Annotated in this window: 21 protein-coding genes; 14 read left to right on the top strand and 7 right to left on the bottom strand. The window is 52.5% G+C overall.

Annotation, left to right across the window (positions count from 1 at the left end; genetic code table 11):
• Positions 1–6: 6 nt before the first annotated feature.
• Together lolA and Q334_RS20615 are read right to left on the bottom strand one after the other, a co-directional pair.
• Positions 7–630: an outer membrane lipoprotein chaperone LolA gene (gene lolA, locus Q334_RS0110830; protein WP_051527722.1), complete on the bottom strand. Its 624-nt coding sequence runs from the start codon at positions 628–630 to the stop codon at positions 7–9.
• Between the two features lie 9 nt (positions 631–639).
• On the bottom strand, positions 640–3360 hold the full coding sequence (locus tag Q334_RS20615; RefSeq protein WP_051527721.1) for a DNA translocase FtsK: 2721 nt from the start codon (positions 3358–3360) through the stop codon (positions 640–642).
• A gap of 116 nt (positions 3361–3476) precedes the next feature.
• Here Q334_RS20615 and aat point away from each other — a divergent pair, with 116 nt between their 5' ends.
• The 3 genes from aat (at position 3477) to infA (ending at position 5216) form a co-directional block, all read left to right on the top strand.
• Entirely contained in the window at positions 3477–4208 is a 732-nt protein-coding gene (gene aat, locus Q334_RS18850) for a leucyl/phenylalanyl-tRNA--protein transferase (protein WP_081414424.1), read from the top strand.
• The gene (locus Q334_RS0110815; protein WP_035461331.1) at positions 4198–4902 is read left to right on the top strand and encodes an arginyltransferase; all 705 of its coding nucleotides are present in this window, start codon (positions 4198–4200) and stop codon (positions 4900–4902) included. Before aat ends, Q334_RS0110815 begins: the two co-directional genes overlap by 11 nt.
• 95 nt (positions 4903–4997) lie before the next feature.
• Entirely contained in the window at positions 4998–5216 is a 219-nt protein-coding gene (gene infA, locus Q334_RS0110810) for a translation initiation factor IF-1 (RefSeq protein WP_027313218.1), read from the top strand.
• A 31-nt stretch (positions 5217–5247) separates the two neighbouring features.
• Here infA and clpA read toward each other — a convergent pair whose 3' ends face one another.
• Together clpA and clpS are read right to left on the bottom strand one after the other, a co-directional pair.
• Complete coding sequence (gene clpA, locus Q334_RS0110805) at positions 5248–7494, bottom strand: ATP-dependent Clp protease ATP-binding subunit ClpA (protein WP_027313217.1); 2247 nt, start codon at positions 7492–7494, stop codon at positions 5248–5250.
• A gap of 21 nt (positions 7495–7515) precedes the next feature.
• A complete protein-coding gene (gene clpS, locus Q334_RS0110800) occupies positions 7516–7863 on the bottom strand; it encodes an ATP-dependent Clp protease adapter ClpS (protein ID WP_051527720.1) in 348 nt (115 codons plus the stop codon).
• A gap of 227 nt (positions 7864–8090) precedes the next feature.
• Here clpS and Q334_RS0110795 point away from each other — a divergent pair, with 227 nt between their 5' ends.
• Entirely contained in the window at positions 8091–8387 is a 297-nt protein-coding gene (locus Q334_RS0110795; RefSeq protein WP_342667461.1) for a cold shock domain-containing protein, read from the top strand.
• A 227-nt stretch (positions 8388–8614) separates the two neighbouring features.
• On the opposite strand, the gene icd is transcribed toward Q334_RS0110795, so the two are convergent.
• Entirely contained in the window at positions 8615–9871 is a 1257-nt protein-coding gene (icd, locus tag Q334_RS0110790; protein ID WP_027313214.1) for an NADP-dependent isocitrate dehydrogenase, read from the bottom strand.
• A 128-nt stretch (positions 9872–9999) separates the two neighbouring features.
• On the opposite strand from icd, the gene Q334_RS18845 reads away from it, so the two are divergent.
• The 10 genes from Q334_RS18845 to Q334_RS0110735 all read left to right on the top strand — a co-directional run bounded on the left by Q334_RS18845 (position 10000) and on the right by Q334_RS0110735 (position 22076).
• Positions 10000–10713, top strand: a complete 714-nt coding sequence (locus Q334_RS18845; RefSeq protein ID WP_051527719.1) for a pseudouridine synthase — start codon at positions 10000–10002, stop codon at positions 10711–10713.
• Positions 10706–11113 carry an NUDIX domain-containing protein gene (locus Q334_RS0110780; protein WP_245593679.1) on the top strand — a complete coding sequence of 136 codons (408 nt, stop codon included), beginning with the start codon at positions 10706–10708 and terminating at the stop codon, positions 11111–11113. Before Q334_RS18845 ends, Q334_RS0110780 begins: the two co-directional genes overlap by 8 nt.
• A gap of 64 nt (positions 11114–11177) precedes the next feature.
• Positions 11178–12245: a tRNA 2-thiouridine(34) synthase MnmA gene (mnmA, locus tag Q334_RS0110775; protein WP_245593685.1), complete on the top strand. Its 1068-nt coding sequence runs from the start codon at positions 11178–11180 to the stop codon at positions 12243–12245.
• Positions 12246–12247: 2 nt separating this feature from the next.
• Entirely contained in the window at positions 12248–12904 is a 657-nt protein-coding gene (gene hflD, locus Q334_RS0110770) for a high frequency lysogenization protein HflD (RefSeq protein WP_027313211.1), read from the top strand.
• A gap of 98 nt (positions 12905–13002) precedes the next feature.
• Positions 13003–14370, top strand: a complete 1368-nt coding sequence (gene purB / locus Q334_RS0110765) for an adenylosuccinate lyase (RefSeq protein ID WP_027313210.1) — start codon at positions 13003–13005, stop codon at positions 14368–14370.
• 118 nt (positions 14371–14488) lie between these two features.
• A complete protein-coding gene (locus Q334_RS0110760; protein WP_027313209.1) occupies positions 14489–15667 on the top strand; it encodes a putative manganese transporter in 1179 nt (392 codons plus the stop codon).
• A gap of 114 nt (positions 15668–15781) precedes the next feature.
• Entirely contained in the window at positions 15782–16954 is a 1173-nt protein-coding gene (locus Q334_RS0110755; protein ID WP_027313208.1) for a cupin domain-containing protein, read from the top strand.
• A gap of 474 nt (positions 16955–17428) precedes the next feature.
• Entirely contained in the window at positions 17429–19051 is a 1623-nt protein-coding gene (locus Q334_RS18840) for an aldolase/citrate lyase/malate synthase family protein (protein ID WP_051527718.1), read from the top strand.
• Between the two features lie 586 nt (positions 19052–19637).
• Entirely contained in the window at positions 19638–21692 is a 2055-nt protein-coding gene (locus Q334_RS20040) for a mechanosensitive ion channel domain-containing protein (RefSeq protein ID WP_051527717.1), read from the top strand.
• 63 nt (positions 21693–21755) lie between these two features.
• A complete protein-coding gene (locus Q334_RS0110735) occupies positions 21756–22076 on the top strand; it encodes a hypothetical protein (protein ID WP_027313207.1) in 321 nt (106 codons plus the stop codon).
• A 54-nt stretch (positions 22077–22130) separates the two neighbouring features.
• On the opposite strand, the gene Q334_RS0110730 is transcribed toward Q334_RS0110735, so the two are convergent.
• Positions 22131–23060 carry an electron transfer flavoprotein subunit alpha/FixB family protein gene (locus tag Q334_RS0110730; RefSeq protein ID WP_027313206.1) on the bottom strand — a complete coding sequence of 310 codons (930 nt, stop codon included), beginning with the start codon at positions 23058–23060 and terminating at the stop codon, positions 22131–22133.
• Complete coding sequence (locus tag Q334_RS0110725) at positions 23060–23809, bottom strand: electron transfer flavoprotein subunit beta/FixA family protein (protein ID WP_027313205.1); 750 nt, start codon at positions 23807–23809, stop codon at positions 23060–23062. Before Q334_RS0110725 ends, Q334_RS0110730 begins: the two co-directional genes overlap by 1 nt.
• Positions 23810–24067 lie beyond the last annotated feature (258 nt).

Raw genomic sequence — 24067 nt, 5'->3', positions numbered from 1 at the left:
GGCGCCTCAGGGCTGCTCGATCAAATCGACCCCTTTGGGCACGACAAACTCAAACAGTTGCGCGGGCAGCATGGCGTTTTCTTCAACACGCTTGAAGCTGATCCGCGTTTGTTGGCCCAGGGTATCGGCAAACATCATTTCCAGCAGCTTTTCATCTTTAAAACTGATGCGCAGCTCCTGGAACAGGCTCTCGTTATCTTTAGGACGCAACAGGAACATCCATAGCGATTGGCCATCAAAATGACCCTGGATATCGAAGGACTGCTCCAGTGAGCTGACATCATTGCTCAGCAGCAAAGCGGGGGTATGGGTGGCACGCTTATCCAGCGGTTGTTTGGTAACTTGCTCCAGGTCTTTATCGAACAGCCATAAATAGCGGCCATCCGAGACTAATAACTGGGCAAAGGGCTCATCGGTTTCCCAGCGGAAACGGTCAGGTTTTTGCAGGTCTACCCGGCCAGTGGTTTGTTGTAATGGGCGACCATTGGCATCGGCCACCACCTGATAGAATTCGGCAGACAGGGTTTTATGCTGTGCCAGGATGCGCTGAAAGGCCTGTACTGGCTGCTCAGCGGCCTGAACCAACAGGGTGGCGGACATCAGAAGGCCGCCCAGGAATGCTTTAAACACGAACTTACCTCAATATTCTTTCGCGTTAGGAACCATGACTTCGCGGTTACCACTGTGATTGGGACTGGAAACCACACCGGCGGCTTCCATGGCTTCAATCATGCGGGCTGCTCGGTTGTAGCCTATTTTAAGTTTGCGCTGTACCGCAGAGATAGAGGCACGGCGTGATTCAATCACAAAAGCTACCGCCTCATCGTACAGGGGATCCTGTTCTTCTTCATAGTTTCCAGCTGTATCGACCGGACCACTGCCCTCCTCCGGCGTATTGAGGATGTCATCGATATAGTCGGGTTCGCCACGTAGTTTCCATTCCTCTACGGTGCGATGCACCTCATCATCGGCCACAAAGGCACCATGTACCCGCACCGGAATGCTGGTGCCGATAGGGAGATAGAGCATATCGCCGTTGCCGAGCAGGCTCTCTGCCCCGCCTTGATCAAGGATGGTACGGGAGTCAATTTTGGAGGAAACCTGAAAGGCAATACGTGAAGGTACGTTAGCTTTGATCAGGCCGGTAATAACATCCACTGAGGGGCGCTGAGTCGCCAGAATCAGGTGAATCCCTGCCGCCCGTGCTTTTTGTGCGATGCGGGCAATCAGCTCTTCGACCTTTTTGCCAACCATCATCATCATGTCGGCAAATTCGTCGATAATCACCACGATATAGGGTAACGGCTCGAGGATGGGAGGCTCGGCTTCTAGTGACTCTTCGGCTTTCCACAATGGATCCGGCAGATACTCACCCCGGGCGGCCATTTCTTCCAGCTTGCGGTTGTAGCCCTCCAGATTACGTACCCCCGCCGAAGCCATCAGACGGTAACGACGCTCCATCTCCCCCACACACCAACGCAGGGCGCCGGCGGCTTCCTTCATGTCAGTAATGACTGGGCAGAGCAGATGGGGAATACCATCATAAATAGAGAGTTCCAGCATCTTCGGGTCTACCATGATGAGCCTCACCTGCTCTGGCGTACATTTGTACAGCAGGCTGAGAATCATGGCGTTAACCCCGACTGACTTACCTGAACCAGTGGTTCCTGCTACCAGTAAGTGCGGCATCTTGGCGAGGTTGGCCACCACCGGGAAACCACCGATATCGTGACCAAGTGCCAGGGGTAAGGGGGACTTGCTGTGCTGGAAGATATCGTCCTGCAGCACTTCACGCAGGCGTACCATGGCCCGTTTATCATTCGGAATTTCAATGCCGATCACCGATTTGCCGGCAATGACTTCCACAACACGGACACTCATCACGGCTAACGAGCGGGCAAGATCCTTCGCCAGATTGGTAATTTTGCTGGCTTTGACACCAGGTGCCGGATGCACCTCAAAGCGGGTAATGACCGGGCCGGGGTTCACTGCCACGACTTCAATTTTGACCCCAAAATCCAATAATTTGGCCTCAAGCAGGGCGGACATTTCTTCCAGCTTTTCTGCGCTGTAGCCAATGTTTTTGTTGTTGTCGGCGGGATCCAGCACCTCCAGTGAAGGAATGGTCGAGAGGGCTACCCGCGCCGGGGTGGCGGGGGCGGTATGGGCTAGCTCCTCGTCCTCGACATCCAATTGGCGCCCGAGTGGGCTGATGCTAAGGGGGCGGTGCGGCGGCAAACTGTTTTCAGGTGCAGGTGCAGGTGCAGGTGCAGGTGCAGGTGCAGGTGCAGGTTCCAGGTTGACCTGGGGCGGCGGGCTGCTAACTCGTGGCTTGGCTTGCGGTTGCCAATTGAGGGCGGCCTCAACTTCTTCCGCGGCGATGGGGCGCTCACGCCAGCTAAGGCTATTGGCATCGGGTTCATCCGGGGTGTCGTTCAGCGACTCGCCCATACGGGGACTTAACTTGTCATCCAGAGTGGGGTGCGGTTGAACGGCCATAGTGAGGCTGGGCTCATCCAGATTAAAGCGCGGTTCAGTTTTGCCCGGACGTTGAGTGTCGCTGTCGAGGATGTCATCCAATACCGGAATATCCTTAGCGGGTGGGGCTGAGGCCTGATTCCATAGCGTATCAATTTCACTGCTATCGAGTTTGATGTAGTCCGAGTCGCGGGCCTTTTCTTTAGCGCTCGGTGCTTGCTGCCAGAGCTGCGACAAGGCATAGACTCCCTTGCCCAGACGCTCACACAAGTCTAACCAGGAGAAGTTGGTGAGTAATGAAATACCCAGCATGGTAGTTAGGGTCAGCAGGATATTGCTGCCCAGTAAGTCCAGGTAATACAACAGTTGCGGGGCCAGATTTTGGCCCAGTAGGCCGCCGGCGGTATAAGGGTAGCGCAACTGGCTGTTATCCAAGTGTAATGCGGCCAGGCTGGCGACACTGGCAAGCAGCGCCAGGAGCCCGCTGACTCGCAGTGTCAGCATTAAGCCACTGGCCCAGTTAGGCGCCTTCCAAAATTTGAGGATCCAATAGGCTTTGCCGACCACAATAACGGGCAATAAAAAGGCGCTGACCCCAAATAGGGCTAATAAAATATCGGCCATCCAGGCTCCCAGGTTGCCACCGGCATTAAGGGTTTTGCTGTTCCAACCCAGGTGACTCCAACCGGGGTCACCTGGATCAAAGGTAAAGAGGACTAACAGGACAAACGCGCAGAGGCCTACCAAAACTAGCAATAGCCCTTCCCTGGCGAGCTGCCAGAGGCTGTCCCAGAGTTGTTCCCGTTCTTGTTTAAGCGTCTTTTTCGCTTGCAAAATCAGTCCTTTATGGGGCTTGATCGAAATGGCTGTTATTATAGCCATAGTTCGCTTGGCACTGCATGCCCTCCCCCACTGGCTTGTGCTTGGTGGAAAGGATGTTGTCCCACCTGGAATAAGGGACTGGCCCCTTTCCTAATTCGATTGTAGTGGATGCCATCATGTTACCCTGGCTTGATCATCGACTCTGGTTTCCGCCTACGGCAACGGCACTGGATGAGCCGAATGGCCTCTTGGCAGCCGGAGGTGACCTCAGTCCTGAGCGCTTGCTGCTCGCCTATCGGCGGGGGATCTTCCCCTGGTTTGATGAGGACTCGCCCATTTTGTGGTGGAGCCCAGCTCCTCGTTGCGTACTCTTACCTGAGAGCTTACATGTTAGTCGTAGCATGGCGAAGCAGCTGCGCAGAGCAGAGTACGAAGTCAGTGTAAATCGAGCCTTCTCACAAGTGATTGCGGCTTGTGCCAGTACTCCCCGTGAGGGGCAGTCAGGTACCTGGATTCAGCCAAGCATGATTGCGGCTTATCAGCGCTTGCATGAGTTGGGTTGGGCCCACTCTGTAGAGGTATGGCATAACCAGCAATTAGTGGGTGGTTTGTATGGGCTGGCAATCGGGGCGGCATTTTTTGGTGAGTCCATGTTTAGCCACCGCAGTAATGCCTCTAAAACTGCTTTAATTATCTGGACTCGGCAATTACAGCAATGGGGCTGCCAGTTAATTGATTGCCAAATGCGCACGGATCACTTGCTCAGCTTAGGGGCGCAACAATTCAGCCGGCGGGAATTTGAATGCCTATTGAAAGATGCCATTAATGCACACACAAATTTAACAGAGTGCATCGCACAACATCGAGGCTTACGACTGGATCAAGGGGGCAGGCAGGATGCAGTTTGAAGAGCTCAAATTTTATACCACATCCGAACACCCCTGCAGTTACATTGAAGGGCAGCAGGCAAAAACAGTATTTTTGGATCCGGATGCTCGGGTTGATACCGAGGGGTATGTTTACCTCAGTGATTTAGGTTTCCGTCGTAGTGGTAAACACCTCTATCGCCCGCATTGTGAAAGCTGCCAGGCCTGCATCTCTATTCGGGTACCGAGCAAAACCTTTAAGGCACGGCAAAGCCAAAAGCGTTGCTGGCGGCGCAATCAAGACTTACAGGTAAGTTGGGAGCACCCCGAACTGACCGATGAAATCTATTTCCTTTATGCCCGCTATATTGAGGCGCGCCATTGGGATGGTGATATGTACCCGCCCAGTCCCCAGCAATTTCATGGCTTTTTGGTGGAGGGGCGGGAGGAAACGCGATTCCTCTGCTTTCGGGATGGCCAAGGGGTCTTGCTGGCGGTGGCGGTAGTGGATGTGCTGCCACAGGGGCTCTCGGCGGTTTACACCTTTTATGATCCTGATTCAAATCGCGGTCTGGGTGTGTTTGCCATCCTCTGGCAACTGGAATATGCCCGCCAACAGACTTTACCCTTTGTCTATTTGGGCTATTGGGTCAAATCCTGCAAAAAAATGAGCTACAAGCTCGACTACCGTCCGGTGCAGCTGCTTTTGAATGGTCAATGGTTGCAATGCAACTGAACTTTGCCTGTTGGCTCCGCTTCAGGCACAATAGCGCACTTGCTTGAGCCCCCTAGTTTTATTAGTGGATCTGACAACAGATAGAGGAAGGCTGAATGGCCAAAGAAGATTGTATTGAAATGGAAGGTACGGTAGTGGATACGCTGCCCAATACTATGTTCCGGGTTGAACTGGAAAATGGACATGTGGTTACTGCACACATTTCCGGCAAAATGCGCAAAAATTACATCCGCATTCTGACTGGTGATAAGGTCAAAGTCGAAATGACTCCCTATGACCTGACCAAGGGCCGCATCGTTTATCGTTCCCGTTAAGTCCGGCCTGACAAGTTAAGGGAAGCAGCCATCAGGCTGCTTCCACCCTCACCTGAAGTTCATCGCCATCTACACTGACCCAAACCTGTCCACCCTTCTCGCTTAAGGCACCGAACAGAATCTCTTCGGCCAAGGGGCGCTTGAGCTTGTCTTGAATCAGACGTGCCATCGGGCGCGCCCCCATTTTTTCATCATAGCCGTGTGCGGCCAGCCAACTCCGCGCCTCTTCATCGACATTGAGTAGCACCTGTTTGTCATCCAGTTGGGTTTGGAGATCAATCAGGAACTTATCGACGACATGTTTGATGATATCCAGGCCCAAGGCTTTGAACTGCACAATCGCATCCAAACGGTTGCGGAACTCAGGCGTAAAGGTCTTGCGCAGAGCCTCCATGCCATCGGTGCTGTTGTCTTGGCTGGAGAAACCAATGGAGCGCTTGCTTAGTTGCTCTGCTCCCGCGTTAGTCGTCATAACCAGGATGACGTGGCGGAAGTCAGCGGTGCGACCATTGTTATCGGTCAGGGTGCCGTTATCCATTACCTGCAGCAGCAGGTTATAGACATCAGGATGGGCCTTCTCAATCTCATCCAGTAACAGCACGCAATGAGGTGACTTGGTGATGGCTTCGGTGAGCAGGCCGCCTTGATCAAAGCCAACATAGCCAGGAGGGGCACCAATCAAGCGGGATACCGTATGCTGCTCCATGTACTCGGACATATCGAAGCGTACCAGCTCGATACCCAGCATTTTTGCCAGTTGATTGGTAACTTCCGTTTTCCCCACCCCGGTCGGGCCAGCAAAGAGAAAGCAGCCAACCGGCTTATTGGGCGCTTTCAGTCCTGCGCGTGAGAGTTTGATAGCGGAGCTAAGGGTGTCGATGGCCTCATCCTGACCAAATACCACCATCTTCAGATTACTATCGAGTTTGCGCAGCAGATCTTTGTCCGAGGCCGATACGCTTTTTGGTGGGATACGGGCTATCTTGGCAACGATGGCTTCGATCTCGAAGACATCAATCACCTTTTTCGGTTCTTTTTGCAGGCGTTGATAGGCCCCTGCTTCATCCACGACATCAATGGCCTTGTCGGGCATATGCTTGTCGCTAATATAGCGTCCGGCCATCTCTGCAGCGGCTTTCAGCGCTTGATCGGTATAGCTGACCTGATGATGCTCTTCGAAGCGACTCTTCAGGCCCTGTAAAATGTGGTAGGTGTCCTCAACGCTCGGTTCAAGCACATCGACCTTTTGAAAACGGCGGGCCAGGGCGCGGTCTTTCTCAAAAATGCCCCGGAATTCCTGGAAGGTGGTTGAGCCAATACAGCGTAATTCACCCGAGCTCAGTAAGGGTTTGAGCAAATTGGATGCATCCATTGCCCCGCCGGAGGCGGCCCCTGCGCCGATGATGGTATGAATCTCATCGATAAAGAGCACGGCATTTTTTTGCTTTTTCAGCTGGGCTAGCAGGCCTTTCAGGCGCTTCTCGAAATCACCGCGATATTTAGTGCCCGCCAAGAGGGCACCAAGATCCAAAGAATAGATCACGCTACCTTTGATAATTTCAGGAACTTTGCCTTCAACAATCAGCTTGGCTAAGCCTTCGGCAATTGCTGTCTTCCCTACCCCGGCTTCACCAACCAGTAAGGGGTTGTTTTTACGCCGACGACAGAGAATCTGCACGACACGCTCGACCTCAGCATCACGGCCAACGAGAGGATCAATTTTGCCGCGGGCTGCCTGCTCATTTAAATTGGCGGCAAAGCTGGTTAGTGGATTGGCCGGCGCCTCGCTTTGTTCACTACTGCCTTCCGACTCCTGGTCACCATCATAACCACGCTCTTCACCTACTTTGGAGATGCCGTGAGAGATGAAGTTCACAACATCCAGGCGTTCAATACCCTGCTGTTGCAAGATATAGGCAGCCTGGCTTTCCTGCTCGCTGTAGATAGCCACGAGTACATTGGCTCCAGTGACTTCTTTTTTACCGGAGGACTGGACATGAAAGACGGCTCTTTGAATGACTCGTTGAAAGCCCAGCGTAGGTTGGGTTTCACGATTGGGGTCCGCCTCGGGAATCAAGGGAGTGGTGGCATCGACAAACTCCGCCAAGCCGCGGCGCAGTTGCTCGAAATTGGCTCCACAAGCCCGTAACACTTGCGCAGCATCCTTGTTATCCAGCAAGGCTAGCAACAGGTGTTCTACCGTCATGAATTCATGGCGTTTTTCCCTGGCAACCCGATATGCCAGACTGAGCGAAAATTCTAGATCTCGGTTTAACATAAACGCCTCTGCCGTTGCGATTCAGCCTACTTTTTCCACTTCACACATCAGGGGATGCTGCTGTTGGCGCGCATACTGATTAACCTGCGCTGCTTTTGTTTCTGCTACATCCTTAGGGAAAACCCCACAAATACCTTTGCCTTGATGGTGCACCGCTAACATGATTTGAGTCGCTTGTTCCTCATTCATGCTGAAAAACAACTGTAATACTTCCACAACGAAATCCATGGGAGTGTAGTCATCATTCAGCATTACTACTTGGTACATGGGCGGCGGTTGCAATTTAGGTTTCATTACCTGGGTTGCCGTACCCATACCGCCTTCATTGCCCAGATGCTCGTCGTTGTCGCCTGAGAGCCAAATACTCATTACTTCTGAAGCCTCCTTCAAACTATGACTTCATCATACTGCTGCAAACTCTTGGGCTCCACCTTATTAGTGAGTCCCGTAAGCAGGAAGTTCAATACTCTGGCGTGGCTAGGTTCTATTGTGGAATCAAAGTGTTGGTTATCTTTTGTAACCATGATGAAATTAGATAGGGTTAAAAACTTGCATGTTGTTACACATTAAGAAAGTCTCTGTTATACTCACATTTCATGTGCAGCAATGTGACTCGGGAGTTTGAAGAGATGCACACAGGGAAAGTCAAATGGTTCAATAACGCGAAGGGTTATGGCTTCATCCTTTCCGATGGGGATGATGCAGAGGATCTATTCGTTCACTATTCGTCCATTCAGATTGAAGGTTATAAAACACTGAAAGCTGGTCAGTGGGTGCAATATGATACGACCCCAGGACCAAAAGGAGTGCATGCAGTCAATATCCGACCGGTTTCGCTTGAGGGCGCTAGGCAGGTTGGCCAGGGATCGTCTGACACAAGCGAGCAAGATTAACTGCCAGTCCAGTAGTCGGCATGATGTCAATGCTGCCATGTAAGTTGCAGGACGCTATGTAACCTAGCTTGGTACATACTAGCTTGGTACATAGTTGGTAGGGTAAATAGGATAGACTGTTCGTCTGATAGGGTTGTTTACTTTCGGAGCCAGAGGTTAGCAACTTCACTCAGACATAAAAAAACCGAGGCATTGCCTCGGTTTTTTGCTTTCAGTGATTAACTGAATTACATGTGTGCGATGATAGCATCACCAAATTCAGAACACTTCAGCAGCTTGGCGCCATCCATCAGACGCTCAAAGTCATAGGTCACGGTTTTGGCGTCGATAGCGCCTTCGGTGCCCTTGATAATCAGGTCAGCCGCTTCAGTCCAGCCCATGTGGCGCAGCATCATTTCTGCAGACAGGATCACAGAGCCAGGGTTCACTTTGTCCTGACCTGCATACTTGGGTGCAGTGCCATGAGTTGCTTCAAACATGGCAACAGTGTCAGACAGGTTGGCACCAGGAGCGATACCGATACCCCCTACTTCTGCAGCCAGAGCGTCAGACAGGTAGTCGCCGTTCAGGTTCAGAGTGGCAATCACATCATATTCAGCAGGGCGCAACAGAATCTGTTGCAGCATAGCGTCTGCAATAACGTCCTTAACGATGATCTGCTTGCCGGTACGGGGGTTCTTGAATTCCATCCAGGGGCCGCCATCCAGCAGCTGAGCACCGAACTCATCACGAGCAATCTCATAACCCCACTCTTTGAAGGCACCTTCGGTGAACTTCATGATGTTGCCCTTGTGTACCAGGGTCACGGAGCTACGGTCGTTGTCGACTGCGTACTGCAATGCTTTGCGTACCAGACGCTTGGTGCCGGCTTCAGAAACAGGCTTGATACCGATACCACAACCTTCGGTAAAGCGGATCTTTTTCACGCCCATTTCTTCGGTCAGGAATTTGATTACTTTTTCAGCTTCGGGGCTGCCGGCTTTCCACTCTACGCCAGCGTAGATGTCTTCGGAGTTTTCACGGAAGATCACCATGTCGACATCGCCAGGGTTTTTAACCGGGCTAGGTACACCGGTGAACCAGCGCACGGGACGTTGGCAAACATATAGATCCAGCTCTTGACGCAGAGCTACGTTAAGAGAGCGAATGCCGCCACCCACGGGAGTGGTCAGAGGACCCTTGATGCTGACTACGTACTCTTTTACCGCATCCAGGGTTTCTGCGGGCAACCAGGTGTTTTCGTCGTACACTGTGGTTGCTTTTTCACCAGCATAAACTTCCATCCAGGAGATCTTACGCTGGCCGCCATAGGCTTTCTCAACGGCTGCGTCTACTACTTTGATCATAGGAGGAGTAACGTCCACACCGATACCGTCCCCTTCGATGAACGGGATAATGGGGTTGTTAGGGACGTTGAGAGACATGTCGGCGTTAACGGTGATCTTTTGACCCTCGGCCGGAACCTTAATTTTTTGGTATCCCATTCTCTGCTCCAAATAATAATAATGTATCGAAGAAGGAGGCCAGAGTATGCCAGATTGTCGACAACTCTGCAGCAGTAATTTGTAGTTTCACTACAGCTTTATGCCAAAGTCTAAACGGAAAACTAGTAATGTCGCGGGTTTATCTTTTCAACAAGCCGTTCCAGGTGATGTGCCAATTTACAGATGATGCAGGGCGCGCCACGCTGGCTGATTTTATCCAAGAGCCAGGGGTGTATGCTGCTGGGCGTCTGGATTATGACTCTGAGGGGTTATTGGTGTTAACAGATGAGGGGAGCTTGCAGCATGTGTTGACAGATCCACGGCATAAACTGGCAAAAACCTACTGGGTGCAGGTAGAAGGCGAACCTTCGGCGCAGGCGCTTGAGCAAATGCGTCAGGGGTTGCGATTAAAAGATGGACTGACTTTGCCCGCAGAAGTACGCCTCTTACCCAGTGAGATTGAAACATCGTTATGGCAGCGGGATCCGCCGATTCGTTATCGGGCCAACATCCCAACCAGCTGGCTCGAAATTAAGATAAAAGAGGGGCGTAATCGACAGGTCAGAAGAATGACGGCGGCGATTAACCACCCTACTCTTCGCCTGATTCGAATGGGCTTAGGTCCCTGGCAACTGACGGAGTTGGCACCCGGTGAAGGGCGGCTCCTGAGTGAGCAGGAATACCAGACAACGGTTGCCCCACTGTTAGCTAGCCGAGATAATAGGCGCTCATCGTCAGCAGCTAGGAAGCCTGGGCATGTCCCATCAGGTGCATCTCACCGTCGCCGCGCTTATCGAGCGTCAGGAGCCAGGCGCAAAGGCTCCTCAGGTTCTCATGGTTGAAGAGCATTGCGCAGGGCGCTTAGTGTGGAATCAGCCTGCCGGTCATTGGGAACCGGGTGAAAGTGTGGAGCAGGCGGCACGTCGGGAAGCGTTAGAGGAAACGGGTTGGCAGATTGAGCTGACGGCTTTTCTGGGGACTTATGTGTTCACTCCCCTGCCCGGTCATACCTATTGTCGACTTTGCTATCTTGCTCGGCCTCTGCAACGGCTCCATGAAGAGCTTGATGCGGATATCGTGCAGTGCCGCTGGTGGGATCCCGAACAATTGCTAAGCCAACCTGAAATATGGCGCTCGCCCTTGGTGGGTGAGGCCTTGAAAGATTATCTGGCTGGACGTCGTTTGCCCTTGCAAAGCGTCTATGCTGACCCCAGTTTGCTGGACTGTTGCCAGCCTGAGTGAGTTTTGTGGTGGTATGAATTCCGTGACTAAGCAAGTGCCTGAAAACACCAAAGTAATTGTCGGTATGTCCGGCGGCGTCGATTCTTCAGTCTCTGCGTTATTGCTGCAACAGCAGGGATATCAGGTGGAAGGCCTGTTTATGAAGAATTGGGAAGAGGATGATGGCACGGAATACTGCACCGCCATGGATGATTTGGCTGATGCCCAAGCAGTCTGCGACAAGTTAGGTATCCATCTGCATAAGGCCAATTTTGCCGCCGAATACTGGGACAATGTGTTTGAGCACTTTCTGCAGGAATATAAAGCGGGCCGTACCCCCAATCCGGATATTCTCTGTAACCGTGAGATCAAATTTAAAGCCTTTCTCGAATACGCCAAGATGTTGGGGGCGGATCTGATTGCTACTGGGCACTATGTCCGTAGGCTGGATCAGGATGGGCACACCTACCTACTGAAAGGCCTGGATGGTAATAAGGATCAGAGTTATTTCCTCCATGCCGTGGGTGAGCAGGAAATTGCGCAAACGCTGTTTCCGGTGGGAGAGCTGCCCAAGCCGGAGGTGCGCCGTATTGCTGAGCAACATGATTTAGTGACTCACAATAAAAAAGACAGCACCGGTATTTGTTTTATCGGTGAGCGGCGCTTTAGTGACTTCCTCAAGCAATACTTACCTGCTCAGCCAGGGGTAATAGAAACGCCTGATGGGCAAGAATTGGGGCAGCATCAGGGGTTGATGTACCACACCCTGGGACAGCGACAGGGCTTGGGCATTGGCGGGTTGAAAGCGTTCGGCGATGCGCCCTGGTATGTGGTAGGTAAAGACCTGCAGCGTAATGTCTTGATTGTCGCCCAGGGGAGTGACCATCCCCTGCTGTTCTCTGACCGTCTGCGTTCTAACCAACTGTTTTGGGTGCAGGGACAAGGTCCGGCAGACGGCTTCCGTTGTACCGCCAAAACACGCTACCGCCAACCCGACCAGCCCTGTACGCTACGGGTGTTGGCTGATGGTGGCTATGAGGTCGTGTTTGATGAGCCTCAGCGTGCAGTGACGCCAGGACAATCTGTGGTGTTTTATCAGGATCAGGTCTGCCTGGGTGGCGGGGTGATCGAGACAACCTTTAAGGACAATTAACCGTGGCGACCCCTTACCTGCAACAGGCAATGGCTTTGGCCGCAGTACTCCAGGCGGCACGTTTGGTAGATGATATCGCTAAGCGTGCCCACCTAAGCACGACGCCTTTTGAGGCCAGCATCAGCAGCCTGTTTATGCTGCAGCCGCAACAACCGGAGGATGTATATGGTGGGCGTGACGCGCTCAACTACAACCTCAGTCTGGGACTGCGCGAATTGAAGGCCATGTTGGAGAAGGACAGCCAACAAAGTCGGGATGTGATCCGCTACGCGCTGAGCTTGATCCTGCTGGAACGTAAGCTCGATAAATCCCCGGCGATGTTGCAAAAGCTGGGTGAGCGCATGCCTGAAATTGAACGCCAGGCAAGCTTCTTTGCCGACCAGGCTGATCCAGAGAGTTGTCCTTACCTGCATACCAATGTTATTGCCGCCTTGGCCGGTCTTTATCAGGATACCCTGAGCACTTTCAGCTTCCGTATTCATGTATCAGGCAACCCCATTCATCTGCGTGATAACGATAACGTCAATCGTATTCGCGCAGTATTGCTTGCCGGTATTCGTGCCGCACGTCATTGGCGTCAGTTGGGTGGACGCCGCTGGCAGCTCCTCTTATCCCGTGGCCGCTTGCTGCAGGCCTGTGAACAGTTGCAGCACGGCTAACCCTCCTGCTGTCGCGAACGGGCGCATTATTCGGCAAAGTCCGCTATAATGCGCCCGCTTTGTTTTCTCCCCCCACTAGCTAGTAGCGAGACGCTCTGATGGAATTATCAGCCCTCACCGCTGTATCGCCTATTGATGGTCGTTACGGCAGCAAAACCCTGCCCTTGCGTGCCATCTTTAGTGAGTACGGTTTGATTCGTTGCCGCGTAACGGTGGAAGTTCGCTGGTTGCAATGCCTGGCTCAACATCCGCAGATTACCGAAGTCCCTGCCTTGAGTACTGAAGCGAATGCATTCCTGAATCAAATGGTTGCCGACTTCAACCTGGAAGATGCGCAACGGATTAAGGATATCGAGCGCACCACCAACCACGATGTCAAAGCAGTTGAGTACTTTATTAAGGAAAAACTTCAGACTTTGCCTGAGCTGGCTGCCATCAGTGAGTTTGTGCACTTTGCTTGCACCTCCGAAGACATCAATAACCTTTCCCATGCATTGATGCTGGCCGAAGGGCGTGACCAAGTCTTGTTGCCGATGATGAACAAGCTGGTGGAGTCCATTGAAGAACTGGCTCGCCAATACGCTGAACAGCCAATGCTGTCACGTACCCATGGTCAGACAGCGTCCCCCACTACTCTGGGGAAAGAGATGGCCAACGTTGCCTACCGCTTGCGTCGTCAACTGAAGCAAGTACAGGACGTGGCACTGCTAGGTAAAATCAACGGTGCCGTGGGTAACTACAATGCTCATTTGGCGACCTATCCCGAGATCGACTGGCAAGCGAATGCAGAAGCCTTTGTCACCTCCCTGGGAATTCAGTGGAACCCCTACACCACCCAGATCGAGCCGCACGACTATATCGCTGAATTGTTTGATGCATTGGCGCGTTTTAACACCATCCTGATCGATTTTGATCGCGATGTATGGGGCTATATCTCACTGGGCTATTTCAAACAGCGCACTATCGCAGGTGAGGTTGGCTCCTCCACTATGCCGCACAAGGTTAACCCGATCGATTTCGAAAACTCTGAAGGTAACCTGGGGATCGCTAACGCAGTATTCCAACACCTGGCTGCTAAACTGCCGATTTCCCGTTGGCAGCGTGACCTGACGGACTCCACCGTTCTGCGTAACCTGGGAGTGGGTATCGGGCATAGTGTGATTGCCTATGAAGCCAGTTTAAAAGGAATCAGCAAACTGGAAATGAACGCCAAGCGCCTCAATGAAGACTTGGATAATGCTTGGGAAGTGATGGCAGAAGCGATTCAAACGGTAATGCGCCGTTATGGCATTGCCGAACCCTACGAAAAGCTGAAGGCATTGACTCGCGGTAAAGTGATTGATCAGGCATTGATGCAAGAGTTTGTTCACTCACTGGAGCTGCCAGAACAGGCCAAACAAGAACTGCTGACAATGTCCCCTGCCAGCTATATCGGCAATGCTGTCAGCCAAGCCAAGCAAATCTGAGCTTGGCGGCTTCACTTTGGTGGTGATAGGGCGTTCCTATTAACCTTATAAAGTAAATGCAATTGATAACAAGTTGCATTCGTGTCCATAATGCGCCCAATGTCTTAGGAGCCGCATTATGGACGCTTTATTTTCCTCTCTTCGACTCCCGCTTGCCCAATTAGGTGCTAGGCGTAAACGCCTCTGGCTGCCTGCCCTCTTTAGCTTGTTATTGCTATTACCCTTTAGTCAGCCCCTTGTCATGGGGGCGATCGCCGATGCCTTTTGGCAAGTCAGTAGCTTTGTGGCCGCTACCCTTGCACTGTACAAAATGGCAGAACAGCGATGGCTGCAAGCCTTTACACAACGAATGGGACAGTCTCCCTGGCAACAACTGAGTTTTGCCGTGGTGATGGGCGCCTTACCTGGCTGCGGTGGTGCCATCGTTGTGGTAACCCAATATATTCAGGGGCGCATTAGTTTTGGTGCGGTGGTCGCTGTGTTAACCGCAACGATGGGAGATGCGGCGTTCCTACTATTAGCAACCAAGCCCATGGATGGCGTAACCGTTATGCTCATATCGATGGGAGTGGGAGTGATCAGTGGTGCCTTGGTAGATTGGCTCCATCCCCAGGGAATTCGTGAGCGCCAGTCAACCCTACCTCCAGCCGGATGTCGGACTAGCGAGAGCCCAGTATGGTGGCTGCAGACCTCTGACTTAATCTGGATGCTGGTGTTGATGCTGGGCTTAGCCGGTGGGCTCTTGCAAGCACTGCAATATGATCTGGACTCCTTATTGAACTTACCCGCTCCGAGTGCCGAGCTATTTGGTTTTGTTGCCGGCCTGGCGATGCTTTGGCATTGGGCACTGGTGCAAGCAGAAGATGATGACCATGCCTATCAGCACCTAGTCGCGGATGACAGTCAGCGTCCGCAACTGAGCCAAATGGCATTGGTACTGCGGGATACCAGCTTTATTAGTGCTTGGGTCATGGCGGCATTTGTATTGTTCGAAGTAGCCATTGCCCTGACGGGGGTGGATTTGGCTCGTTGGTTTAACCAGGCACCACACTGGGTTCCGTTATTAGGGGTGGCGCTTGGTTTATTGCCAGGGTGTGGACCGCAGATCATTGTGACCAGCCTCTATATTCAAGGCAGTATCCCCTTCTCGGCGCAGTTGGGAAATGCCATCAGCAATGATGGCGATGCGCTCTTTCCAGCGTTAGCGATTGCCCCCCGGGCAGCGCTGCTGGCGACTTTCTACTCGGCTATTCCCGCACTTGCTGTGGCCTACGGCTATTACTGGTTGTGGGAGTGAGGTGAATCAAAGCAGCTCAAGCAAGGCTTTGTTATGATAGGCGCCATATCCGGCCACCTTCGGGGTGGCCGCCTTGTTTACGCCCCTCAGGGCAGTTTAGCGACAGGCGATAGCATGAACACAGCACCCCTTAGCCACCTTGGCCATCTGGACATTGCCACTTTCTTACGTGACTACTGGCATAAAAAGCCGGTTTTACTGCGGAATGCCTTGCCAGACTTTCAGTCCCTGATTAGTGGAGATGAACTGGCTGGCCTGGCCTGTGAAGAGGGAGTAGAGGCACGTCTTATCATCGCTGAGCAACCCGGCCATGATTGGAGTCTTGAGCATGGCCCCTTCGATGAGACGCGTTTCTCCAGTCTGCCTGCAAACCAGTGGACCCTATTAGTCCAAGCCGTGGACCACTGGCTACCAGAGGCTGCGGATTTCCTACAGCAATTTCGCTTTATTCCGAACTGGCGCCTGGATGACCTGATGATCAGCTACGCCGCTGATGGCGGCGGGGTGGGGCCGCACTTCGATAATTATGATGTGTTCCTGGTGCAGGCAGAAGGACGGCGCCGCTGGGAGATTGGTGGCCACTTCAATAGTCACACGCCTTTACGTAGCGGTCTCCCCGTCAAGATCCTGCAACAATGGCAGCCTGAACAGGTATTTGAGCTAGAGCCAGGTGACATTCTGTACGTGCCCCCTTGCGTCGGCCACAACGGCATTGCATTAGGGGATGGCTGTATTACCTATTCGGTCGGTTTCCGAGCGCCCTCGTTACAGGAAGTGCTACGTGACTTCAGCGACTATGTTGGCGAACGTCTGCTGCCGGAAGTGCGCTATGCCGATGCAGACCTGCATCTACCCCAGGCGAGTGCCCAGATTGATGAAGCGGCGATCGAGCGCTTGCGTCAACTGTTGCACTCTGTAGTGGATAACCGCGAATACTTGGCCCAGTGGTTAGGCAAATATATGACTGAGCCTAAGTACGATGAACATGATCCCGCACCAGAGGAATCCTTCAGTGCGCAAGAATGGCCAGAAGTGCTGCAACAGCAAAGCCGGATTCGTCTGAATGAGTCCAGTCGTTATGCCTGGACCGAGGTGGGAGATGGTGGCCTGACTCTCTTTGTCGATGGCGCAGCCATTCCCTGCCCTCCCCCTGCGGCCGCTGGGGTGAAGCGCTTATGTGAAAGCAATGAGGTTGATTTGGCGCAGCTGCCCGGTCTGGATGAGCCCGCTTTACAGGCCATGTTGTTAGTGCTTTACAACCAGGGCAGCCTCTACTTTGTTGACTAAGGTGACCTATCCCGTCACAGAATAAACACAAAGCCACCAAATGGAGTTTTGGTGGCTATTTACCTGATTTTGTTAGCTTTTTCTTTTAGACTTTTTTGGCATTTTGAGATGACAAGATGCGCTTGTAAAAGAATAAGAAAATTAATCAGTGCAAGTGCAGCATGATTAATCACTATATTTTTATTCTTATATATCAAGTTGTTATGATTTTTGTGCGGACTGTTTTGCGGTAAATTTACACCCTCTTATTTTGCGATGCAGCATGTAAAAATATTACATCTGTGGACTCGCCTTGACCCCTCTCATCCTCCTGCCCAATATAGCTTCATCAGGCTGCTACCCCATGACTCCTGCAGGTGATCCCTGCTGCTCATGGTGGATGCTCACCCGGCTTCTTCTGCTCAGCCTAAGGCTGCACCCTATCCTTGGTGTTGGCTCTATGAATGAATATGAATCTTGCTGCCGAGGTGCTTTATGCCACCACTTGCTACTTCTGTTGCGCCAGTGCCGCAGCAGCTACCCAGCTCCCTACAACCTCCGCTTTCAGCACAGCATGGTCATCATCATGATATGGACAGCTGGTTGCCGTTGCAGCAGGCCTGCCCTTTCCTGTTAGCACTATTAAAGCGTTTTGAAAGTGGGCGCCAACAGCTACTTAAGGCCCGTGAGCTTCGTCAGGCCAACTACCGTCAGGGTGCCCGGCCGGACTTCTGTGAGTTAGGCCGGGCAATCCGTGAAGATAACAGCTGGCGCATTGCGGCTATTCCTGCACGACTGCAATCCAGGCAGGTCGAATGGTTACTGGCTGCAGATCAACTACTGGAAACGGAGGTTGCCAAGGCCGCGCCAGATTCACTGATCGTCGATTTTGAGGATAGCTTCTGTCCAACAGCCAAGGCGCTGCAAAAAGCGCATCAAGGATTACGGCAACACTTGCAACAGCCGCACAGCTATTCTGTGCAGGTGCGTGTTCGAGGGTTACACCTAACTCAGAGGCTTTGTTTGGAGCAAGCTAACCTGGTCGCTAACGAGGTCGTGTCGGCGTCATTGTTTGATTTTGCTCTCTGTGTGGTGCCTCATCTAGCGCAGTTGCGGGAGGCAAGCCTTGGCTTTTATCTGCCCAAACTGGAGAGTTATCAAGAAGCGGCATGGTGGGCTGAGGTGCTGGCGTTTGCCGAAGACTTTTATCTGCTTCCACGGGGCAGTATCAAGGTCAGTGTCTTGATTGAGAGCTTATCCGCAGCCTTACAGATGGATGAAATCCTTTACTGTCTGCGCCATCACGTCGTCGCCCTGAGTTGGGGGCGCTGGGACTATATTCATAGCTATATCAAAACCCACGCAGAAGATGGCGAGCGTCTATTGCCAGATCCTCAGGTGGTAAACATGAATCAGGCTTTCCTGGATGCCTATTCGCGCTTGTTAATTCGTACCTGCCATAAGCGCGGTGCCCTGGCGCTGGGTGGTATTGCCAGTTGGCTAGCCCCTGCGGAGCTGACTGAGTTACCCAAGGCATTAGAGCAGGAGAAGCGCCGGGAGATTGACTACGGCCATGATGGTACCTGGGTGGCGAGCCCTCATTTAATTGCACCGGTCAAGGCCTTGTATCAGCTGCACTTGGCGGGCCAACCGAATCAACTGCGGGTATGGCGGGAGCAGGATGAACCTATCGCCGCCAAGGATTTGCTTAATCAATGTGAGGGCAAACGGACGGAGGCGGGTGTACGTCACTGTTTACGTATCGCGTTGGGCTACCTAACCCATTGGTTAAGTGGCCAAGGGGTATGGCAATACCAACAACAACTGGAAGAGGCTGCCAGTGCCGAAATTGCCAGTGCTTGTGTCTGGCATTGGCTCAGGCATCAGGCGCTGTTAGCCGATGGTCGCTGCCTGAGCCACCCGCTATTACGCCAGTGGCTAGCGGAAGAACAAGTATTGCTAGCGTCCTGGGCAGATCGTTACGGGTGGCAACCGAGCCAGTTACGGCAGGCAGCTAGCTGGTTACAGCAGCGTTTGCTTGCCAGTCAGCTCTCTACCAGCCTGTGGCCTGCCCCCATAGCTGAGCAAAACGCTAATAGCGGGAGCCAAGTGGGCTGATCTTGGCCAATAATGAGGTTGTAGTGACTGTCACCAATGGAGATTCCCTTTAGTATGTCTGGCGGCCCGATGGCCGCTTTTTTATCGCTAGTTTTTGTGACGGGACAAGAATTTTTTTTGTTATTTTTACTTGCATAAAAGACCATCCTCGACTTGTTGGGTAGGCTGCAGGCGCGGTAAAAATCTCAAAAACTATGCCACTTTTATCCCCATTGCTGCCAATGCCCGTCGCTATTGGGCTGGCACGCCTTATCCAAAAATCGTGTGGATAACCTTGTGGACACCCTGGCGAATAGCCTAGTTGAGGACACAGAAATGGCAGCTTTAGTTAGATTGATTATTTTTTGATCAGATGTTATCCGTCTAAATAAATCAAATAGTTAGCGTATCTTGTGGCGCAATCCTTATATTTTTAGCCGTCTCTATAGACATCTTGGTGAAAATTCAGTAGCGCATAGCACTAGCAAACAGCCAGGTGGACAACCCTGTAGATGCCGCCATCTTTTTGTCATCATTACCCTTGAACAAAGCGAGACGAATAGCAGCCTTTTGGCTAAGCTTGGCCCACTTCTGTTGGAAGATCAGCATGCGCCGTTTTTGTCAGTTTTTTGTCTTCATTACTAGCTTATCCCTGCCTCTTATCGGGCAGAGTGCCAACGTTTTACCAACCGCGTTAAAAGCACCGGCGGTGGAATACAGCCTCCCCCACCCCAGCCAGTTAAAAGCAGACTGGTGGGAATACTTCGTGCATAAGCCGGAGCAACAAAGTCAGCGTCTTGAACGCTTTAAAGAACAGTTAAGTAGTTTGCGGGAGCCGTTAATCCAAACCGGGGATCAGCACCGTTTGGGTCTGCTGGACAATGCTTTGGCGGCGTTGGGGTTTTACCGGCAGTTACTGCAGCACAGTGTTCCTGAGGCCTCTCCTCCCCTGCCCGAACCGCGCAACCGCTATAGCATGGCGGAGCTACTGGCACTGCATCAGTTGGCAGTCGATTCGCAGCAACGCCTGAGTAATTTAAAGGAGCAATGGCAGCGCATCCAAAGCCAAGAGAAAAACGCCCGCAAGAAGCTGGAGACGGACAAAGCGGCTTACTTGAGTCTGGAAGATGAATCCAGCGAACGCTTAAGTCAGGGACTGATGTTAGTCAGTGCGCGCTTCGAAGTGGAATCCTTGGCCCTGCGGGCGTTACACCTTAAGCAGCAATTCGAGGTTGAGCAGCAGCGTCTGCAGGGATTGCAAAAGGGGTTGGAAGCCGCACTGCCTAATGTAGTGGTGGGAGATGACGAGCAACAAAACTGGCAGCGCCAGTTACAGCGCTGGCAGCAGGAAGAGCAGCAGGCCCGCAAGCAGCTGCAAAAACTGCTCACACGCCCGAGTCAGAATGGCATGCAGGGCGAGTTAGCCCTCGCCAATGTAGAGATGGAGTTGGCAGCGATCGAGCATCGTCGACTCCAGACTCAGCTGATGCTGCTGTATTTTCAGCAGCCCCCTGCCAACGTGGAAACAATGGCAGCGTTAAAAGATCAGCTAAAAGAAGAAAATCGCAAACTCGGTGCTGAACTGGTGCGCTGGAATACCCTGTTGCGCCAAGCCGGCGCAGATAATCAGACGCTGAAACGCTTGGAGCGTTTGGCCGCGCTCGAAGCCAGCCGGATGGATGCAGAGCTGCTGATTCGTATGGTGGAAGGTTGGATTACCGCCGAACAGCAGGGCTTTAATGGTCAGTTACAGCGCTTTTGGAGTGGCCTGAAGGTCGCAGCTGCGTTGGTATATGCCTGGTTTTCGGCCAGTTTATTTTCCATTAATGAAACCCCGGTGACCCCCTTTGGGGTGCTGCGTGTCCTCCTTATCTTGCTGCTGACCTGGCATCTGGCCAAGTTACCACAACGTGCCCTGGCGCGATTCTGGGGGCATCGTCCCAATGTCAACCAGGCCTCCATGTATACCCTGGGTAAGGTGCTACATCATGCCATTATGCTCTTTGGCACCTTCGTTGCTCTTTCCAGTTTAGGTCTGGATTTGTCGAATCTGGCGCTGGTTGCTTCCGCCCTCAGTATCGGTATCGGTTTTGGCTTACAAGCCATGGTCAGCAACTTTATTGCTGGCATGATTCTGCTGTTTGAGCGCAGCCTCAAGGTGGGAGATTACGTTGAGCTGGAGTCTGGGGTGACCGGAGAGGTCAAGCAGATCAATATTCGCAGTACGGTGGTTACCACCAACGACAACGTCGATATCGTTATCCCTAACTCGGAGTTTGTGAATGGTCGCGTCACCAACTGGACTATGAATGACGAGCAACGCCGTATTCTGGTGCCCTTCCGGGTAGCCTATGGGGAGGATAAAGAGCGGGTGCGTCAGGCAGGCCTGGAGGCAGCGGAAGCGGTCAGTTTCACCCTGCGCAATCACCCGGGTCGCCATCCGCAGGTGTGGATGACCGGTTTTGGTGAGTATGGCATGGAGTTTAAGTTGATTGTGTGGCTCACTCCCGAGGGGGTAAAGCGCCCCGGTCAGGTGAATGCTTCCTATACCTGGGAACTGGAGTCCTCCCTACGCCGCCATGGTATTCGTATTCCTTTACCGCAACGTGAGCTATGGTTACACCGAGAGCCTGCTGCAGAAGGACAGGAAGCAGCAGACTAGACTGGAAAAGTTCGCTTATCTTCGCTACAGATCAGGTACGAGTTTGATAATTAAGGAAATATCATGCCCATCGACAATAACAGACTGCTCCTTGAGCTAGAAAAACACCGGCGTGACCTCAATCGAGCCATTATTAATCCGCAGATTCCGGAACTCAGCCTGGATGACCTGGCTCCATTGCTGAAGCTTATCGCCCGGGCACGGGCGGCCTATGTTAAGGAGCTGTTTGATATTGCTGCCTTGGCAGGTGATGAGTTGCCCTCGCGGGAGCAGATTGCTCAGCTAAAAATTCAGCGTGAAACCTTTGATGAATTAGTGGCTGCGATGAATGCACTGGAAACCTGCATACAGCGTGATTATCTGGATGTGAAAACCAAGCGTTAAAGGTTTCTGCAGTTATGAAAACGCCCCGCTAAGCGGGGCGTAAATTGATAAGGCTTAGAGTGAGCCTTCCAGCTCCGGCAGTGCTTGGAACAGGTCTGCCACCAGACCATAATCCGCCACCTGGAAGATGGGGGCTTCTTCATCTTTGTTGATGGCCACAATCACTTTCGAGTCTTTCATCCCCGCTAGATGCTGAATAGCACCGGAGATCCCGACGGCAATATACAGCTGTGGCGCGACGATTTTACCCGTCTGACCCACTTGCATGTCGTTGGGTACAAAACCGGCATCGACGGCAGCACGGGAAGCACCTACAGCCGCTCCCAACTTATCGGCAATGCGATAGAGCATGTCGAAGTTATCGCCATTTTGCATACCCCGACCACCTGAAATGATGATATTGGCGGCGGTCAGCTCCGGACGATCCGAAACCGCTAGGCTTTCATTCACAAAGCTGGATTGAGCGGCCGGCAGCTCAGCATTGACTGTCTCAATGGTGGCCTGGCCACCCTCTGCTGCTACGGCATCAAAAGCGGTGCTGCGCACACTAATCACTTTGATTTCATCCAGGCTCTGTACGGTGGCAATCGCATTGCCTGCATAGATCGGACGTTCAAAGGTATCTGCGCTAATCACCTTGGTAATATCGGACAACTGTCCCACATCAAGTAGCGCTGCTACCCGGGGTAGGAAGTTTTTCCCTGTGGTAGTGCTGCAGGCGAGAATATGGCTGTAGCCCTGCGCTTGACTTAACACGGCTGCCGCCAAGGGCTCTGCCAGTTGGTGAGCCAGGGCAGGCTGATCCAACAGCAGCACTTTACTGACTCCGGCAATGCTAGCTGCTGCTTCTGCGACTGCCTGGCACTGATGACCGGCAACCAGTACATCCACGTCGGCCCCCAGCTGTGCTGCAGCGGCCAGGGTGTTTAGAGTGGCTGCCTTCAGGCTCGCGTTATCATGTTCCGCAATAACCAGTGTACGCATCACAGCACCTTTGCTTCGTTTTTCAGTTTATCGACTAGCTCAGCTACGTTCGCTACCTTCACCCCACCCTGGCGCTCGGCTGGCGGAGTGACTTTTAATTGGCGGATACGGGGGCTGAGATCCACACCCAGGTCAGCAGGATTTACCACCTCTAATGGTTTCTTCTTTGCTTTCATAATATTTGGCAGAGAAGCATAACGAGGCTCGTTTAGGCGTAAATCGGTGGTAATGACTGCTGGCAACTGCAGGGCCAGGGTTTGCAGCCCGCCATCTACTTCCCGGGTGACCTTCACCTGCTCTGCTTCGACTACCACTTCTGAAGCAAACGTAGCCTGAGGCAGATTTGCCAACGCCGCCAGCATCTGGCCGGTTTGGTTGTTGTCGCCATCAATCGACTGTTTGCCGAGGATAATCAGCCCGGGTTGCTCTTGTTCAACTAACTTATGCAGCACCTTGGCTACCCCCAGGGGTTCTGGGCTTTGTTCTGTCTCAACCTGGATCGCACGGTCTGCCCCTAAGGCCAAGGCTGTGCGCAACTGCTCCTGTACAGCTTTGGGACCGATGCTGACGACAACAACTTCTGAGGCAACGCCTTTTTCTTTCAGGCGCACCGCTTCTTCAACGGCAATTTCACAGAAGGGGTTTAAGGCCATTTTGACGTTGGCCAGATCGACATCGCTGTGGTCGGCTTTGACCCGTACCTTCACGTTGTAATCTATGACCCGCTTCACCGCGACGAGAACTTTCATAGACATTTCCTCTGTTATGCCCGGAGCGCCAGGCGGTGCTCGAAAAGGATGCCTGCAGTAGGCATTGAGCAGTCAAACTGCATGACTTGTTCGATACTAGCCAAAGCTTACGTTTACGTAAACATTTATTCCTTGTTATTAATCTAATAATTAGTATATTAGCTGGCAAAACCTAGGGAAAACCCCTAGCATTAGCTCCGTGCGTTGGCTCTGATTCCCCACTACACTGGAATCCGCTAGTCAAAGCGATAGCTAACT

The sequence above is a fragment of the Balneatrix alpica DSM 16621 genome (assembly GCF_000619885.1).
GTDB lineage: Bacteria > Pseudomonadota > Gammaproteobacteria > Pseudomonadales > Balneatricaceae > Balneatrix > Balneatrix alpica.
The sequence above is the reverse complement of the archived record's forward strand: the minus strand, read 5'-3'. Positions and strand labels throughout refer to the sequence as shown.